This is a genomic window from Ihubacter sp. rT4E-8 (assembly GCF_049852125.1).
Classification (GTDB): Bacteria; Bacillota; Clostridia; order Peptostreptococcales; family Anaerovoracaceae; genus Senimuribacter.
Map to the genome: position 1 here is coordinate 239,498 of NZ_CP187532.1, position 16,618 is coordinate 256,115.

The following is a 16,618-nucleotide window of genomic DNA, read 5'->3' on the forward strand; positions in this document are numbered from 1 at the left end:
AATGAACGGGAGGAAATATTATGCGTTTAAAAAAGAAATTATGGAGTGTTATTTTATCCACTACTATGATTCTGACTGCGGCAGTCTTTCCACTAGAAGCTGCAGCGGCAGAGGATGGTATACCGATTGATGAAGCCAATTTTCCGGATGCAGAGTTTAGAGCATATGTTTCGGAACATTGTGACAGCAATGGGAATGGAAGACTGTCTGCATTAGAGGCTGACAATGTTAAAGAAATCATAATAGACAGTGATGACATAGAAGAAGGAGAATCTCATTCAACGGTAACTTCGCTGAAAGGCATAGAAAGATTTTACAATTTGCAGATTTTATCCTGCTATAGTCACCGTCTGGAAAGTCTGGATTTAAGTCATAATCCAAATTTGAAAATATTAGATTGCCATTATGCTGGACTAACAAGTTTGGATGTGACCTGTAATCCAAAATTGGAATCTTTGAACTGCAGGAGTGTTGCGGAGTTGACGGATTTGAATGTAAGTAAAAATCCAGCATTAACGGAATTGGATTGTAGTGCATGTGAATTGGCAAATTTAAATGTAACACAAAATCCAAAATTACAAATTTTAAGATGCGATAGTACAAATATCACGAGATTAGATATAAGTCAAAACCCGGAATTAGTGGAATTGGATTGTGGATATATAAATTTAAATTCTTTGAATGTAACCCAGAATTCCAAATTGCAAAGACTTGTGTGTGATTATGCAGATATCACAAATTTAGACGTGAGCAAAAATTCTGAACTAAGGGAATTGCATTGTAGCTATGCAAGATTAACGAATTTGGACGTAAGAAAGAATTTAAAATTGGAAATTTTAAGTTGTATAGGAAGAGAAACAGACGAAGAAGTTGTGCGTATATCTAGTTTAGATGTAACTAAAAATACAGCATTAAAATATCTGAATTGCAGCTATACAGATATAACAAATCTGGATTTGAGCCAAAATACGAATTTGGAGTCTTTGTGGTGCTGGGGTGCGGGATTAACCACTTTGGATGTAAGCAAAAATCTAAAACTAAAAGATTTAAATTGCATGGATACTAATATAACAAGTTTAGATCTGAGAAATAACACGGAGTTAGGCAAGCCATCGGAGATATATCCACAAACATATCTTCAAATATCCGGTTGTCCGCTGATTTCGCTTCTTGTTCCAGAACAATACAATGGAAGTGTTGGTAATCCTTCTCCATACAAACTCGCCCTACAGCCAGGTCAGAATTCTGTAGATTTGAAGACCATCGCACCATCTATTCAGGCTGGAAAGATATTAGATTTGAAGGGATGCAAAAAGCAAGGGACAGTTTTAACAGGTTTAAAAGCAGGACAAAATGTTACCTATCGATATGATTACAATGGCGGCTTTATCGATGTTACCATTGAAGTAAGTGAAGGTGGCGGACAGCCTGAAAATCCAGACAATACTGCACAGAAGCCAACTATTTCCAGCGGCGAGGGTTATACAACATCTCTCAGCGAAGACGGAACTTCCGTAACTATCGCAGTACAAAAAGACTATCAGTTGGAAGACGTGAAAGTGAATGGTGTATCTAAAGGCGCTGTGAACACCGTCACAGATTTGAAACCTGGCGATGTGGTAGAGATTGTTGTAAGCAAAATTGAAAATCCGGTTTTTGATTTGGCTGATGCAGTTGTAACAATTTCTGCTGACAGCTATGCTTACACTGGAAAATATATCAAACCATCTCCAACGGTAATGTACGACGGAAAGAAACTCAAAAAAGGTACAGATTATACCATTTCCTATTCTAATAATAAAAAGATAGGAACAGCGACAGTTACAGTAACAGGAATCGGCGACTATAGCGGTGAGGAAACACTGGAATTCAAGATTATCCCCAAAAAGGTTTCCATCGCATCGGTGAAGTCGAAAGCAAAGAAGTCCCTTACTGTACGTTGGAAGAAAAACCCGCAGGCGACGGGCTATCAGGTGCAGTGGAGAAAATCCAGTAAGTTTTCATCTTCCTTGAGCAAAAAGGTGAAAGGGGCAGATGCCACCAGCACAACAATCAAAAAGCTTTCCAGCAAGAGGAAGTATTACGTGAGAGTGCGCGCTTATAAAGTAGTTAATGGAAAAACCTACTATGGCAAGTGGTCAACAGCAAAAAGCGTGAAAGTAAAATAATATACAATATTGAATTTACAAAAGAAAAGGAGACCAATATGTGTTTTAAGAAAAAACTATGGAGTATCGTTTTGTCGGCAGCCATGGTCTTGGGTACAGCGATCATGCCTGCTAACATGATATTTGCTGCTTCAGATAATGAATCGCAATTGCAGGCGATGGCTGTAAAAAGTGGAACGTTACAATATGGAGATTCTTTTAAGTGGACATTAGATTCCAAGGGGACACTTAAAATAACAGGAAAGGGTTTCTTATATTTGAGCCTGGATGATTTAGGGGACATAAAAAATGATATTAAAAAGGTCGTAATTGGAAGCGGAGCAAAGGAAATACATTTTAGTTTCTGGAGTTTTAGTGGTGATGCGTCTTTGCCAAAGTTAGCGGAGATATCTATTCCATCAACGACAAAAGTATTGTCAGGCAGTTTAAGAGAATGTGAGAATCTTTCTGTCGTAACGGGAGGAAAGAATGTTGAAGACATTCAGGGCAGAGTTTTTGAAGGAACAAAATGGTGTCAGTCGACAGAACATGTTGTATTAGGTAAAACTTATATTGCTTATAACGGAACCGGTAAGAATGTTGTGGTTCCTGAGGGAACTGTAGCTGTTTCGGAGGCGGCTTTTCAATCGAATAAAACCCTTGAAGCAGTGACACTTCCAGTATCAGTAAAGAAGATTGGCTCATATGCATTTAAAGATTGTTCATCGCTGAAAAAAATACATGGTGGCAGCAGCGTGACGTTAATTGATTATGATGCATTCCTGCGTACTCCTTGGCTGGATTCCTTGAATGAAACTACAATGCTGGGAAAAGTTTTAATGAAGTATAAAGCTACAGCCAAGGATTATACGGTTTCTGAAAAGGTAACCCAGATTTATGAAGGCGCTTTTTCAAAGTGTGATAATTTAGAATCGGTAACGATAAAGGGGAAAATTACAGAAATTCCAATAAGAGCTTTTGAGAATTGTACGAGCTTGAAAAAAGTTATGATGCCCAATACAGTAACCAATATTGCATACGGCGCGTTTGATCATTGCAGCGCTCTGTCGAGTATCAAGCTTCCTTCGTCATTGCAAAGTATAGGAACCGGCGCTTTTGTTTTCTGCAAATCACTATCGAAAGTAACGATTGCCGATGGAGCAAATAATATAAGATTAACCAGCATTGGAACTGCGGCGTTTGGCGGATGTACGAAATTGAAATCATTGACAATTCCTAAAAAAGTAGATAGCATAGAGAATTTTGCATATGGCTATGATTTTAATGACGAAGAGCGGGGTTGGTTTGCGAATCCTATCAGGCTTTCTGGCGTATCAATTACTGGGGTTAAAAAGACAAAGGCAGAAGCTTATGCAAAGGAAAATAATATTCTATTCAAAAGTGTGAAAGATGACGGAACTGGAGAGAATGGAAGCAACTATGGCTATCCTTGGTTAATGAAAGAGAAGACTGGTACTGAAGTCAAATCAGCAGAAAAAAGGAAAAACGGACTTACTGCCCCTATTATAGAAGTAAATAGCTGGATTAATATAGATGCAACATCCAGGGTTCAGATTTTACATATTTCTAAAAAAGTGAAAAGTGCAAGTGGATATCAGATATTATGGAGTCATACAGGGAAATCAGGAAGTTGGTCCAGTTACAAAGATAAAACCGGTCGTGATTTTTGGAATGATTCAGATGGGCAAAAAAAGAAAATGTGCTATTATAAGGTCAGAGCATATAAAAAAGTCAATGGAAAGACAGTGTATGGACCATATTCTAAAGTGATGAAAGTAAAATAGCGTTTTTGCTGCAGCAGGGAGAAAACCTCCCTGCTGTTGTCTTGGGCGCCTTTCCTAATTCACATCCGTCACCTGGCTTGCAATCCATTTGTAATCTGCTTGAAGAAATCTTCACTCCACAGTGCGGTCAAGGTCGGATCTTTAATGAATGGAAGAACATCTTCTTTGGCTTTTGTATAGTCAATGGTTTCAAAACGGCTGCGCCAGCCTCTGCGGATAACAGCATGAAGCTTTCCGGCGTAATTCTGTAATTGTGCTAAAAGCATAGATGCTGAAAATCAAGAAAGAATAGAAGGTTATTTCTTAATGTTTTCCTTAGACATAGTGAATATATATTTTTTGTTGCATAATAAGTACAGAAAAAATTTTGGACAGACAAGATGATGAAAATTATAATATGTGATGATTCGTTACAGGAAATAGAAACACTTGCTGAATTATGCAGGCGTTTTGCAGAGACAAATGCCTTAGATTTAGAAACTAAAGCGCTATCTGATTCGCGGCTTTTGTCTGTGGAAACCCTACCGGACGTGCTGCTGGATAATTAGAAGTATCTTTGTAAATTGCCTTTTTACAATGCAAAATATATAGTAAAACTTTTGAAGTATAAATATTATTTAAAAAATATATTATTAAAAAAATAATGATTGACAGATTTACATTAATTTGCTATGATATAGAAAAGTCAGAAAAATAAATCAATAAACAGCTGGTTACTGATTAGTTTCTGTTGGTATTAGGATATTATCTTTGAAAGATTGTTCTTTAGAATAAAAAGAGAGCTTTTCAAAGATACGTCGTGAATGCAGCCACAATACATATTTTAAGAAAAACTCCAATTCAATTTTAATCTATAGGGCAGTCAAAGTCAAGCTACGAATGTAGCAGAAAGGAGATTAAAATGAAGAAGGTAATAAGCATGTTGCTCATCATGTCTTTGCTTCTGGGAATGGGAACAATGGCATTTGCAGAAGAGGGTTTAAATATAAATAAAACAACAAACTTTTATTTTGAAAACGAATGTTTTGATAAAAAGGTTGACACCCTCGATGCAATGATTATTCCAGAATTAAATACATTATGCACAAAAATATCTGTTGTGGAGAAAAGCGGTAAAAATATTGAATACGCCTATACTTTTAAAAATGGTGTAGAGGGTTATGTTAAAGAAACCTTTTTTGCAAATGGAGATATAAAATACTATTTTAAAGAAGGAGCGCTTGAAAATATTGTTATACGTAAATCTGACGGAACATTGTTACTAGATGGCGAAGAGGTGAGCATTTCCATAAAAAGTGATTCTGTTTCAGAAAACGGGGCTTTTGCTGAAAGGCAACAGGATGCAGAACCACAAGGAAAGCATTATAATAAAACGGCGTATGTAGACTCGCCGCCTTCAGGAACAACAAGAGATGATTATTCTGTTTTTGTTAATACATATGGGGTAGATGTGGACTTTAACAAGGCAGTAAAAAGTTTGACTGTAGGTGCGATTATAACGATTCTTACAGGTGGAGTATTGGGAGTTTCTAATTTGGGAGCTGTGGCAGGCACATTAACTAGTCTTGCAACAGGATTTGTTGGAGGTGTTGCAACTATGCTTCAATCAGATCATCCTCTTTCTGTGGGTTCAAAGATTGAAATTAAAAGATGGCAGCATAAAAATGGATATCAAATTTCTCATAGTGGTGCTGGTGAAGCTCGCTTTGTCTATAAAGACATATTGAATTATTATGCGAGGAGCAGCAGTGGTTCATATAAATATTTTGACTATGCGTTAAAATATAGAGTAACAAGAATATACTCTAGCTAGGAGGAGATTTTAAATGCAATGTCCATTTTGTAAAAACACAATGACCTCGGGAAAGCTTATGGGTCTTCGCAGACTTGCATGGAGTGAGCAGGGGAAAAGGCGATGGTCATTGTACGAAAAAGAAGGAGAAGTAACCCTTGCTACGGGAGTAGATGTTGCCAAAATAGAAGCGTTCAGATGTAATCAATGCAGAAAAATTATTATTGATGAGAAATTATAAAAACAATGATATTAACGATTAGCAGAGCAAATCGTACAAATACTAGTAATTCATAAAGAGTAATCAATACTAATATAAAACAACTTTAAATACGCTGTTCAAATTAGAAAAGGAAGATATAAATATTCTGCAATCATATTTGCTCTAAAATCATGTAAGAAAAAATGAAGAAACTGTCCATGTAGATATAAATCCTGACATATTAAACGATATCGATGGAAAAAGAATTCATCGAAGGAAATCATCTTCAAGATGGCAATGCAATCAATATTGATACAGTCACTTAGCACTGTTCAACTAAAGCAGTATAATTATGATAAAAAGAAAAATCATTTGCGGTATCGCTGTCATATTGGTAGGAGTATTTATTTATGCGGGCTTTAATACAAAATTATGTGCGGACCTCGCCGATAATTACACCTTTGCAAAACAGCATGACCTGAAATCAAATGAGATCCTTTTGGAATTGCGGGATTTAATCATAAAGGCATTCTAACAATTTATATATCGAAAGTAGAAATTGTTTCAGAGATAGAAAATGCATCAAACTTTGAGACCAAAATATTTTACCCAAATCAGCAGGAGGTGTTGTTGTCCGCAGGTCAGATAGAGTATAAAGAATTTTTATCGTATTATGATGACGGAAAAGAATTAAAGCCGATAAACTCTATCGGATGGCTGAAAGATAATCGATTTGAAGCCTTTGTGATAACAAGGGAAGAAAAAATTGAGCGCGCCTGGTTGAAAATAGAGTATCGTGTATGCGGGGTTTTGAAAAAACTGTAACATCCGCAGAGATGGTTATTTAAGAAAATACGGAATCAGTAAATTCTTGAAATTAATATCATAGCTTATATCTAAAAAGGTAAGCTCCTAATTTAAGGGCGATCGAGATTGTGAAAAAAATCTGTGAATACTAATCTTCTACGATGATGTTTGAGCTGAAATCTCTTTATTGGAATTTCAGCTCTTATTTTACTCTATAGCAAATTGCATTTATGAAAGAAATGAGGTAAAAGTTGTTTTGGGAGCCTCTCGTAATTCACATCCGTCACCTGGCTTGCAGTCCGTTTGTAATCTGCTTGAAGAAATCTTCACTCCACAGTGCGGTCAAGGTCGGATCTTTAATGAATGGAAGAACATCTTCTTTGGCTTTTGTATAGTCGATGGTTTCAAAACGGCTGCAGAGCATCGCTTTAACATCATCCAAAGTGCAAGGTGCATTGGAAGGAATATAGCCGGAATCAATCAGACGTTCACGCAGGTGAGGCAGGTTGACCTTGGTATTTCTGGCAAGATAGAAGACATAATCGTACAGGTCGCGGCCTTTTACACGGCTGCGCCAGCCTCTGCAGATAACAGCATGAAGCTTTCCGGCGAAAAGCGACGGCGTGTCATAAAGCTGCACTTCATAAGGCGCCGGGAGGAGGCAGTATTTTTTTTCAAAGGTAGCCAGAGAAGGCGGATTCACATCTGTTTCAAATTTGATTTTGACGACTTCGTTTCCCGCAACGGCATCTGCTGCCGCTGTGTCATTATAGAAAAGCAGCAGATGTTCTCTGGTATTGCCTTTGAGGAAGGCAGAGCGTATGAAAGAGTTTGCAGTCTTCTCTTTTTCTTCTATCGTCACATTTAGTCCGTAAGAACGGATTTCTTTTTCCAGCATGGGGAAATAACTTTTTAAATCAAATTCAGGATCTTTTGCAGTGAGTGTAAAGTCCAGAGCCTCCGAAAAACGGTCCAGTCCGTAAAACATTCGTAAAGCAGTTCCTCCATAAAAAGCAGCGTGTTTAAAGAATCCTGCGCGAGACAGACCGCAGAGAGTGATTTCCTGTATGATTTCCTTCATAGCGTTCTTTTTGCTATATACCGTTGTCAGATCATAAGTCTGCAGCATTTGTTCTATGATCGTATGCATCGCTTTGCTCCTTTTGGTCTCTTTTTAAAAGCTTGACCAACATAGTCACGTTGGTTGCATGGTAGTAATTTTGCAGCAGCTGCAGATCCGCCATGTGTAGCGTCTGCAGCGCAGCAGTTTCAATTCTGAGATCCTCCGTCAGCATTTGTCTCATTTCAGACAGATTTCTAACCGGAGGCAGTGTATAAAGCTTATCGCAAAGGGCTTTTTCTGGCGCTGCGATTTGGAATGCGTAAGAGCCTTCTCGTTTTAGACAGATTCCCAGAGGATAGACATTGGCAGGAATGTCTCTGTAGGTGAAACATCCAAAAGGCGTTTGAAACATCTTTTTTTTTTCTTTTTCTCAAAGGTTGCCGAAGTGAAGGTGAAAACCATCTCCGGAATCAGTCCGTGATAGGCAAGTGCGAAATCGAAGGAAAGATAAGACGGTCCATAGATGCTGCCAGCCAGTAGATAGCCAGGTGTATCCTTTTCCGTTTCATAAAGCCCATTTACGATAGGATAATAGTTTCCGTTCTTTACCAAACGAGACAGTTTTGTATTTGGATTGGCGTAATCCTGTAGTTGTGTCAAAAGCATAGACGTAGTTTGAATCATATTTTCACCTCTTTCTATCATTTTTCGATAAAAACAAGTGAAAATCAAGAAAAAATAGAAGATGCAAAGAGAATATGTTAAAAGTCTCTCCAGAAAAGGAAGCTTCGGCTTAACCTAGGTAAATGCGTACAACTTTTAAATCTGATATGATATTTTTGTCGAAAAAAGAAAGGAGCAGGCAGCATGTGCATCATTCTATTTCTATCGCTTTTGTGCACAGGAGCTTATTATGAATACCAAGCCTGTCTCCTTAGTATTTGTCTGTTATATATGCTATGGCATACGATTCGGCAAAATGGAGCTTTCATTTGGAAGAAAAGCTATCCTGCGATTTTTTTTGCAGGATTCGTTCTGCTGTATTTAATCAGTCCTCTCTGGGCGGTAGATAGCAATATGGCGGTTTGGGGCAGCATGAAAATTGTACCTGTGGGAATTTTTTCGCTGTTGATGTTGCAATCGCCGGAGAGGATGAGAACTGCAATATTAGAGAAATTACCGGCCATCGGCACACTGATTACATTGATTTCCAGCTTAGGTGGGATGATTCCCGTTCTGCAGGAGTATTTTTGGACAGGAAATCGACTGGCGGGAACATTGCAATATCCCAACACCTTCGCCTTGTTTTTATTGATCTGTCTGCTGTATCTGCTGCATCAAAAGGAGCTGCGCAGCGGTAATATTGCCCAGGCAATGGTACTGGCGGCCGGGATTTTGCTGACAGGAAGCCGAACCGTTTTTTTGATGCTGCCGATGCTCTTATTGGTATCGGCAGTGATGGTTGAAGAAAAACGTCGTAGAGTGCTGTGCTTTGGTATTACAGCTGCTATCGGTGCAGCTGTAATATGTTTCTTGGCTGTAAAAGGTGACAACGCATATCCGCGCCTGTTGGAAATTTCTTCATCGGAGAGCAGTCTTTTAGGACGGGTTCTGTATTGGAAGGATGCACTTTCGGTAATTGTAGAACATCCGTTAGGGCTTGGGTATCTGGGATATTATTTTACGCAGGGAAGCTTTCAGACGGGAGTTTATGCTGTTAATCATGTTCACAATGAATTTTTACAGATATTTTTAGACATAGGATGGCTAGCGGGAAGTGGCTTTATCGGAATGTGGATTTATGGAATGAGAAAGGCTGCATGCGGGCTGCATCGACTGCTTCTCTTGACCATGGGACTGCACGCGCTAGTTGATTTTGATTTGCAGTATATCGCTGTTTATATGATTTTTTTGGCGCTGTTGCCGTGGGAATGCGGTCAATCGCGGATTATTCCGGTAAAAAGAATAGAGCGAGTTACGATTATTTCTGTTGGCCTTTCACTATTTTTGTGTTATTTTGCTGTAGGTGCTGCAGCAGGGCATTTTCAGTGGCAGAGCATTGCAAACAGATTTTATCCACAGAACACGTTTTTGCAGATAGAGGAGTTGAAAGCGGCGCAGGATGCTGATGAAATGGAGAAGAAGGCAGAGCAGATTTTATCACATAATAGCTCTGTTGCGTTGGCATGGGATGCTAAAGCTCGAACATCATTTAGCAGGGGTGATGTGCGGAAGATGATAGAGTGCAAGCAGCGAGCTATAGCGCTGTCCAGATATACATTAGAGGAATATCTGGATTATTTGGATATGCTGTTTGCAGCTGCAGAATGGTATTCGCAGGCAGGGGATCAGGAGAGTGCTCAATATTGTTTGCGGGAAGCGGTTCGCGTTCCAAAGCAGCTGGATATTGTCAAAGAGGAGACAGATACGCTTGGTTGGAGGATTCAGGATAAGCCTGCGCTTGATTTGCCGGCGTCTTATCAATCGTACCTTAAAGAGATACAAATGCAATAATAATGTGAGGAGAAGAAAATCATGAGCAAAAGAAGACTGTTGACATTGCTACTGTCAGTAGTATTGACGCTGACAGTAGTGCTTGTGCCAGACGGCAGCGTGTTCGCGTCGGAATACGACAGCCGTATCCCGACGCCGGAAATTCTGGATTGTCAGGGTATAGGATATAATATGGTGGCCTTTGGGGTTTCAATGTCATCTTCCTATGATTGCGAAATCTACAGGGCAACTTCAGAGAATGGCACTTATAAGCATGTCGATACGCTGGTGCAGAGCGGACTTAGTTGGATGAGTCTGGATAATGGGTACTGGCAGGCTTCCTGTAAAAAGAAAAAAATCACATGCCTTAGAAATGACGACGCGACAGAGTATATTTTTTATGACAGTACGTTGACCTTTGGAAAGACGTATTATTACAAAGTAAGACTGGTGCAGAATGAAAGCCATGGTGATTTTTCCCAGGTTGTTTCCGGCGCGCCTGTTCTCGGCGGGGCTGACGTCACTATAATCAAAGGATTTGCTAACCCTTCAGTGAAACCAAAGCTGTATTGGAACGGTATAAAGGGATGCCAGGGATACAAAATATATCGAAAAACTTCGGGAGCAGAATGGAAACGAGTAAAAACAGTAAAAGGAGCAAAGAACTTAATCTGGACCGACACTTCTGCCAGAAAGGGTAAGCTGTATAGCTATAGGATTCGTGCGTACCGTGTATCCGGCGGTAAAACGTACTATAGTGATTATTCCAATGTGTTCAGAGTTAGTACAAAAACGCCGAAGATTAAAGGCAAATACAATAAGGGATCTGTTTATGGACCATATTTGTCTACAAAAGAACTGCAGGATGTGAAGCGAGCTGTTCAGGGATTCAAATTAAATTATATTAAAAGTGATATGAGGGATTATGAGAAAATAGAAGCTGCGTATCTTTTTATGCAGAATACCTGTACTTACGCTTATGCAGGCTGGCAGTATAATCAGGCAAATACTGCATGGGGCGCATTGGTCTATGGAGAGGCACAGTGCTCTGGATATGCACGCGGCATGAAGGCGCTGTGCGATGCTATAGGAATTCCTTGTTACTATGTGCATGCCAACAGTAAATCACTGAATCCGTCTCATCAGTGGAATCAAGTGAAGATCGATGGAAAATGGTATATTCTTGATGCACAAGGCGGATACTTCCTGGTCAGTGGAAAAACTTACCGCTATACAGGAATGCGGTGGAACACTAAAGGTCTTCCGACCTGCAAAAGTGACTATTTTAAATAGAGATAATATATATAATATCTAAATATGAGTGAATGGAAAGAGGGGAGAAGAATTTTGTTTTTATGTCGTAATATTGTAAAGAAATTGATTATAGTTATAGTGGTCATCGCGATGTTTACTGCTTTTATGCCGGCAATAGCCTTTGCTGATGAGACAGGGGAGGCGCCGCGGGAGAAGAATTGCGCTCTGACGACTGAACATGTTAGATACATTTCACCGGATTCATTGGGGAAGTTTTCTCCAACAAAGAAGCTGACAAAAGGCGCTGCGGCGCAAATGATTTATAACTTGCTGGCAGAAAAGCCGGAAGGGCAGGTCTTTTGTGATGACGTAAACGAAAAAACAGCGTATGGCAAGGCGATTGCGGCGTTGTTGTATTTGGATATTGTGGGAACTGATAAGGATGGGAACTTTCATCCGAAACGGAATATAACTGAGGGGCAGCTGGAGAGCATGCTTGCGAAATGTACGGGGAAAGAAGTAACTTCGAAAAGCGCTGATACAATTGAGCGAGGCGCTGCGGTTAGACTGATCAATCGTGCGTTGGGCAGAGAGAATACCGACAAGCACACGATTTTAAAGGGAAGCCGAATCAGGATATTTACGGATGTTCCTGTGGACAGCAAATATTATTACGATGTGATGGAAGCATCTATTGGACATACCTTGGAGGAAAACTCTGAGGGTGGCGAGAACTGGACGCATTATAATACAGAGCATCAGGGGATTTCTGGAAGTGGATGGAAAGTCATTGACGGTGAATCCTACTATGTCGATAAAGAAGTAAAAATAATTCGCAGAAGCTGTACTATCAATGACAGTAATCTTGACAAAAACGGCCGGTATACGACAGGAAATAAAAAACTGGATAAACAGCTGGTCAAGGTGTTTAAAGAGCAGACAAAGAATGCTATGTCCAATAAAGAAAAATTAAAGGCGGTATATACATATATTTATAAAAACTGTACTTATCAAGCAGACATAAAACGGAAACCGAGTAAAAACTGCACCAGTTGGGATAAGAACCTTGCGTACAAAATGCTGAAGAATAAAAAAGGCAATTGTTACTACTATGCAGCGGCAGCTACGTATGCGGCAAGGAAATGCGGTTATGACGCAAGAACGATTTCCGGTTATGTGACGTATAATCAGAATAAATATTATATGCAGCATGGCTGGACAGAAATTAAAAGAGAGGACGGTACCAAACGTTTTCTGGATACAGAACTGCAATATTTGAGCTATAAAGGCGGCTGGGGAAGCGATTACTTCATGCGTCCGTACGGAACAATGAAGAAAATGCACCATAAGCATTACTATAAGAAGGGCGGTCCTGCAATCAGAAAATAGAGGAGACAATGATAGAGAAACATGGTATTTAGTTCGACAATCTTTTTATTTGCATTCCTGCCAATGACATTTGGATTGTATTGTTTGCTTCCTGGGATACGGGCGAAAAACTTTCTGCTTATTCTAGCCAGCCTGGTTTTCTATGCATTTGGAGAGCCATTTTACGTAATTGTCATGGCGCTTTCGGCGGCGGCAAATTATCTGTTTGGCTTATACGCGTCAAGGAAGGGGCTTGCAGGCAGGATTTCAATATTTTTGGCGGTAATTTTCAACCTGTCAGTTATAAGTATATTCAAATATGCTGACTTTGCTGTGGAAGTAGCCAACAGAATTTTGCTTACGGAATTTCCACAGCCGGGGATACCTTTACCAGTGGGCATATCCTTTTTTACCTTTCAGGCGCTGTCTTATGTCATTGACGCATATAGAGAGGAAAGCGCGGCGGCAAAGCGGTTCAGCGACGTACTTCTGTACATCTGTTTTTTTCCGCAGCTGGTTGCAGGGCCGATCATTAAGTATAGTGACATACAAGGCGAGCTGTCCAAGCGCCGCATGGACAGCAAAGAAATTGCGGAGGGAATCAGACGTTTTATCTGCGGGCTTTCTAAGAAGCTGCTCATTGCAAACACCATGGGAAGCGCCGCGGATGTTATATTTGCGCTGCAAGAGGTAAATCTGCCTCTTGCCTGGTTTGGCGCTGTCACATATTTGTTCCAGATTTACTTTGATTTCAGCGGTTATTCTGATATGGCAATCGGTCTTGGGAAGATGTTTGGCTTTCATTATAAAGAGAATTTTAATTATCCGTATATATCTTCATCGATTAAAGAGTTTTGGAGACGCTGGCATATCTCATTATCGACCTGGTTCAAAGAGTATGTATATATACCCTTGGGCGGAAATCAAAAGGGCAGAATGCGTACCTATATCAATAAGTACATTGTGTTTTTTGTAACCGGATTATGGCACGGCGCAAGCTGGACGTTTGTTATTTGGGGATTGTTCCACGGCACTTTTTCGGTAATAGAGGTGACGGGAATATTGCCAGAGCGAAAGATAAAGGGACGATGTGTTGGACATGTTTATACAATGCTGATTGTAATTGTCGGATTTGTGATGTTCCGTGCGGAGAGTATAGGACAAGGATTTTATTTCGTTAAAGAAATGTTCCTCGGCTTTCACTGGGAATTTGCGCTGAAACAGGCATTATTACTGCAGCTGACACCGAAGGTGCTTCTGGTTTTACTGGCGGCGGTGATTTTTTCTATGCCAGTCAGAGTGTGGGTGCAGAAACTATTTAAAAGACGGAAAGACGGAGAAAGATTCTATGAGACGGTAGCTTACGTGGGAAGTCTGGCATTGCTGCTGCTGTGTATTTTGAACCTGTCATCGGGAACATTTAATCCGTTTATTTACTTTAGATTTTAGGGAGACAGCTTATGAAAAAAAGACTCTGTATGTGCTATAGCTTGATGTTTTTTCTCATCTGTACAATCCCGTTTGGAGCAATGTTTTTTGTGAAGGAACGGCAGCCGGCAGCAAATGAAATAACGGTAGTAAAACCGGAATTACAAGAAGACGGAGAATGGAACTCGGAATATCTGAAGGATTTAAGTGCATATATGGACAGCAATTTTGCTGGACGTCAGACCTTGATTACCGCCAACGCAAGACTGATGGAGAACCTTGTAAATTCCTCGGAAAATGAAAAAGTGATTTGCGGTAAGGATGGATGGCTTTTTTTTGAAGAAACAGCGAAGGATTATCTGGGACAGGCAACCATCAGCAACAGGCAGGCTTTTGCTATTGCAAGGAATCTGGAAACGATGAAAAGGGGTATAGAGAAAAAAGGCGGAAGCTTTTTCTTTACCATTGCGCCTAATAAAAATTCGCTGTACAGTCAGTTTATGCCTGATCGTTATCTCGAGCAAATGCAGGAGAATAATTATTCGAAATTAAAGCCATATCTGGACACATCATACTATATTGATCTTTTTGTACCGCTTCGCGAGAGCAAGGAGATTGTCTACCATAAGTGGGACTCTCATTGGAATCGGCAGGGTGCGCTCCTTGTCAGAGATGTTTTGATGGAGCGGACAGGAAGAACAGCAATATCCTATGATGCAGTTTCTGCAGAACAAACGCGGTCGCACAAAGGAGATTTGTACGAGATGGTCTATCCGGAAGGAACAGAGTTGGATTGGGATGTGGCATACGACAGGAAGAATGATTTTATCTATCGCAACCCTGTAAGAGATAATGACGAACCCCAAATTGAAACAAAGAATAAACGGAAAAAAGAAAATCTGGTAATGTACAGAGACTCTTTTGGTATTGCTTTGTTGCCATTTATGGCTGATGAGTATGGCGCGGCGTTATTCTCAAAAAAAGTGCCGTATCAGATGGAGATGCTGAATGATTATTTGCCGGGTGATGTAATCGTAGAAATCGTAGAGAGGAATTTAGACACACTTTGTGAAACAGCGCCTGTATTGGAAGCGCCAAAGTGTAAAGGAATCAATCGTAAGAGGAAACAGGCTGCGTCAGAGGTTTATGGGAAAATAGATCTGCAGCAGGAGGACGGATATTATGTTGTGTCCGGTGCGGTTGACCATAGCTGTATCGTGGATGAGACAGAATATCTGGTCGAGATTCGATCAAAGAAAGGAATTGCATGTTATATGCCGTTTTATTTAGATGAAAATCGATTTTATCTTCGTCTTCCAGAGAAGGATGTTTCAGGGGAGATTGTGGAGGTTACGTTATATTGTCAGGACAAGGAGCGTATCGTAAAGGTGTCCGGAACTTTTTGTCAGTGAGTGTGCATAGATGAAGAAGGAAAGAAGAAAGAAAAAGATAATTGCCGTAATGGCAGCGATTATGATTCTATTGATGACGGTAGTTGGAATTTGGATTTGCCGTAATAAACAGGAGGGAATGATTACCGATTTACGTATAAGGACAGCTGATGCGATGGAACATGTGGATCTGTCCTATTATGACGAAAGAGAGCAGGGGCAGATAAAGGCGTTGATAAACAAATATCTGCAAGATCTTGACGCGTGTGTCGCAAAATCGGAAATACAGGAGCTGTTTTCGGATTTTAGGAAAGATCTTGGAAAAATTGTGACGTCTGAAGACAAGTTGTCCGCAGTGAAAAAGGGAGCATTGGAGGAAATACGGGAGTGTGACTTATCTCGATATGATAAGGATGGAAAAAAGACGATTTGTGTTTTAATAGAGAAATACTGTGCAAAGGTAGAATCTGCTACGTCATCAGATAGCATAAGAAAAATTGTAAAAAGGTTTAAAACGGTAGTTGCTGGAGTGCAGACAAAAGCACAAAAGGAGGCGGAAGAAGAAAAGAAGAAACAAGAGAAAATGAAACAGGAAGAAGAAAATACGAATAAACCAGCTGCAAAACCAAGTAAATCTATAGCGGAGAAGTATGTCGGACGAAGTGTTTCGCAGCTGATTAACGCGATTGGATATCCATCTTCAACGAGCTATGCGCCAAGCTGCTTGGGAGAAGGAGAAGATGGCGTATGGCGTTATTCTGGATTTACCGTGTATACATATAAAGAGGGAAACAAAGAGATCGTGCAGAGCGTACAGTGATATACATTCCCTCACAACATGCTGTCGGCCAGACTTAAGATAATTAGG

The 16,618-nt window shown here is 40.0% G+C and carries 17 protein-coding genes; 13 read left to right on the top strand and 4 right to left on the bottom strand.

All coding sequences use genetic code 11. The features are described 5' to 3' along the window. The first annotated feature begins 20 nt into the window (after positions 1-20). Complete coding sequence (locus ACPW7J_RS01115; protein WP_425755995.1) at positions 21-2,168, top strand: fibronectin type III domain-containing protein; 2,148 nt, start codon at positions 21-23, stop codon at positions 2,166-2,168. 38 nt (positions 2,169-2,206) lie between these two features. Further along, on the top strand, positions 2,207-3,952 hold the full coding sequence (locus ACPW7J_RS01120; RefSeq protein ID WP_425755997.1) for a leucine-rich repeat domain-containing protein: 1,746 nt from the start codon (positions 2,207-2,209) through the stop codon (positions 3,950-3,952). A gap of 68 nt (positions 3,953-4,020) precedes the next feature. Here ACPW7J_RS01120 and ACPW7J_RS01125 read toward each other — a convergent pair whose 3' ends face one another. After that, positions 4,021-4,218, bottom strand: a complete 198-nt coding sequence (locus tag ACPW7J_RS01125) for a hypothetical protein (RefSeq protein ID WP_425755998.1) — start codon at positions 4,216-4,218, stop codon at positions 4,021-4,023. 114 nt (positions 4,219-4,332) lie between these two features. Between ACPW7J_RS01125 and ACPW7J_RS01130 the strand changes: the two genes are divergently transcribed. The 5 genes from ACPW7J_RS01130 (at position 4,333) to ACPW7J_RS01150 (ending at position 6,771) form a co-directional block, all read left to right on the top strand. Further along, the gene (locus ACPW7J_RS01130; protein WP_161875315.1) at positions 4,333-4,500 is read left to right on the top strand and encodes a hypothetical protein; all 168 of its coding nucleotides are present in this window, start codon (positions 4,333-4,335) and stop codon (positions 4,498-4,500) included. A gap of 353 nt (positions 4,501-4,853) precedes the next feature. Then, positions 4,854-5,765 carry a hypothetical protein gene (locus ACPW7J_RS01135; RefSeq protein WP_425756000.1) on the top strand — a complete coding sequence of 304 codons (912 nt, stop codon included), beginning with the start codon at positions 4,854-4,856 and terminating at the stop codon, positions 5,763-5,765. A gap of 13 nt (positions 5,766-5,778) precedes the next feature. Then, complete coding sequence (locus tag ACPW7J_RS01140) at positions 5,779-5,985, top strand: PF20097 family protein (protein ID WP_161875317.1); 207 nt, start codon at positions 5,779-5,781, stop codon at positions 5,983-5,985. A gap of 313 nt (positions 5,986-6,298) precedes the next feature. Beyond that, positions 6,299-6,481, top strand: coding sequence for a hypothetical protein (locus ACPW7J_RS01145; RefSeq protein WP_425756001.1), 183 nt, complete (start codon positions 6,299-6,301; stop codon positions 6,479-6,481). Between the two features lie 95 nt (positions 6,482-6,576). Next, entirely contained in the window at positions 6,577-6,771 is a 195-nt protein-coding gene (locus ACPW7J_RS01150) for a hypothetical protein (protein ID WP_161875319.1), read from the top strand. Between the two features lie 265 nt (positions 6,772-7,036). Here the strand turns inward: ACPW7J_RS01150 and ACPW7J_RS01155 are convergent, their stop codons facing one another. The 3 genes from ACPW7J_RS01155 to ACPW7J_RS01165 are packed head-to-tail and all read right to left on the bottom strand — an operon-like array spanning position 7,037 to position 8,500. Next, positions 7,037-7,903 carry a nucleotidyl transferase AbiEii/AbiGii toxin family protein gene (locus ACPW7J_RS01155; RefSeq protein ID WP_425756003.1) on the bottom strand — a complete coding sequence of 289 codons (867 nt, stop codon included), beginning with the start codon at positions 7,901-7,903 and terminating at the stop codon, positions 7,037-7,039. Continuing rightward, a complete protein-coding gene (locus ACPW7J_RS01160; RefSeq protein ID WP_425756005.1) occupies positions 7,866-8,228 on the bottom strand; it encodes a hypothetical protein in 363 nt (120 codons plus the stop codon). Before ACPW7J_RS01160 ends, ACPW7J_RS01155 begins: the two co-directional genes overlap by 38 nt. After that, positions 8,153-8,500 (bottom strand): type IV toxin-antitoxin system AbiEi family antitoxin domain-containing protein, encoded by a 348-nt coding sequence (locus tag ACPW7J_RS01165; protein WP_425756007.1) that lies wholly within the window; start codon positions 8,498-8,500, stop codon positions 8,153-8,155. Before ACPW7J_RS01165 ends, ACPW7J_RS01160 begins: the two co-directional genes overlap by 76 nt. 468 nt (positions 8,501-8,968) lie before the next feature. Here ACPW7J_RS01165 and ACPW7J_RS01170 point away from each other — a divergent pair, with 468 nt between their 5' ends. From ACPW7J_RS01170 to ACPW7J_RS01195, 6 genes are all read left to right on the top strand, one after another. Then, the gene (locus tag ACPW7J_RS01170) at positions 8,969-10,330 is read left to right on the top strand and encodes an O-antigen ligase family protein (protein WP_425756009.1); all 1,362 of its coding nucleotides are present in this window, start codon (positions 8,969-8,971) and stop codon (positions 10,328-10,330) included. Between the two features lie 21 nt (positions 10,331-10,351). Beyond that, positions 10,352-11,602, top strand: a complete 1,251-nt coding sequence (locus ACPW7J_RS01175) for a transglutaminase domain-containing protein (protein ID WP_425756011.1) — start codon at positions 10,352-10,354, stop codon at positions 11,600-11,602. Between the two features lie 54 nt (positions 11,603-11,656). Continuing rightward, complete coding sequence (locus ACPW7J_RS01180) at positions 11,657-12,952, top strand: transglutaminase domain-containing protein (RefSeq protein ID WP_425756013.1); 1,296 nt, start codon at positions 11,657-11,659, stop codon at positions 12,950-12,952. 63 nt (positions 12,953-13,015) lie between these two features. Beyond that, positions 13,016-14,380: an MBOAT family O-acyltransferase gene (locus tag ACPW7J_RS01185; RefSeq protein WP_425756015.1), complete on the top strand. Its 1,365-nt coding sequence runs from the start codon at positions 13,016-13,018 to the stop codon at positions 14,378-14,380. Between the two features lie 11 nt (positions 14,381-14,391). After that, positions 14,392-15,771 (top strand): alginate O-acetyltransferase AlgX-related protein, encoded by a 1,380-nt coding sequence (locus ACPW7J_RS01190; RefSeq protein WP_425756016.1) that lies wholly within the window; start codon positions 14,392-14,394, stop codon positions 15,769-15,771. A gap of 10 nt (positions 15,772-15,781) precedes the next feature. Next, positions 15,782-16,570, top strand: coding sequence for a hypothetical protein (locus ACPW7J_RS01195; protein WP_425756018.1), 789 nt, complete (start codon positions 15,782-15,784; stop codon positions 16,568-16,570). Positions 16,571-16,618 lie beyond the last annotated feature (48 nt).

Excerpts from the sequence above, each read along its gene's own strand:
- ACPW7J_RS01115 (WP_425755995.1), top strand. The coding sequence starts at position 21 with ATGCGTTTAAAAAAGAAATTATGGAGTGTTATTTTATCCACTACTATG.
- ACPW7J_RS01190 (WP_425756016.1), top strand. The coding sequence starts at position 14,392 with ATGAAAAAAAGACTCTGTATGTGCTATAGCTTGATGTTTTTTCTCATC.
- ACPW7J_RS01130 (WP_161875315.1), top strand. The coding sequence starts at position 4,333 with ATGATGAAAATTATAATATGTGATGATTCGTTACAGGAAATAGAAACA.
- ACPW7J_RS01125 (WP_425755998.1), bottom strand. The coding sequence starts at position 4,218 with ATGCTTTTAGCACAATTACAGAATTACGCCGGAAAGCTTCATGCTGTT.
- ACPW7J_RS01185 (WP_425756015.1), top strand. The coding sequence starts at position 13,016 with ATGACATTTGGATTGTATTGTTTGCTTCCTGGGATACGGGCGAAAAAC.
- ACPW7J_RS01135 (WP_425756000.1), top strand. The coding sequence starts at position 4,854 with ATGAAGAAGGTAATAAGCATGTTGCTCATCATGTCTTTGCTTCTGGGA.
- ACPW7J_RS01170 (WP_425756009.1), top strand. The coding sequence starts at position 8,969 with ATGAGAACTGCAATATTAGAGAAATTACCGGCCATCGGCACACTGATT.
- ACPW7J_RS01175 (WP_425756011.1), top strand. The coding sequence starts at position 10,352 with ATGAGCAAAAGAAGACTGTTGACATTGCTACTGTCAGTAGTATTGACG.
- ACPW7J_RS01160 (WP_425756005.1), bottom strand. The coding sequence starts at position 8,228 with ATGTTTCAAACGCCTTTTGGATGTTTCACCTACAGAGACATTCCTGCC.
- ACPW7J_RS01120 (WP_425755997.1), top strand. The coding sequence starts at position 2,207 with ATGTGTTTTAAGAAAAAACTATGGAGTATCGTTTTGTCGGCAGCCATG.
- ACPW7J_RS01140 (WP_161875317.1), top strand. The coding sequence starts at position 5,779 with ATGCAATGTCCATTTTGTAAAAACACAATGACCTCGGGAAAGCTTATG.
- ACPW7J_RS01145 (WP_425756001.1), top strand. The coding sequence starts at position 6,299 with ATGATAAAAAGAAAAATCATTTGCGGTATCGCTGTCATATTGGTAGGA.
- ACPW7J_RS01155 (WP_425756003.1), bottom strand. The coding sequence starts at position 7,903 with ATGCATACGATCATAGAACAAATGCTGCAGACTTATGATCTGACAACG.
- ACPW7J_RS01165 (WP_425756007.1), bottom strand. The coding sequence starts at position 8,500 with ATGATTCAAACTACGTCTATGCTTTTGACACAACTACAGGATTACGCC.
- ACPW7J_RS01195 (WP_425756018.1), top strand. The coding sequence starts at position 15,782 with ATGAAGAAGGAAAGAAGAAAGAAAAAGATAATTGCCGTAATGGCAGCG.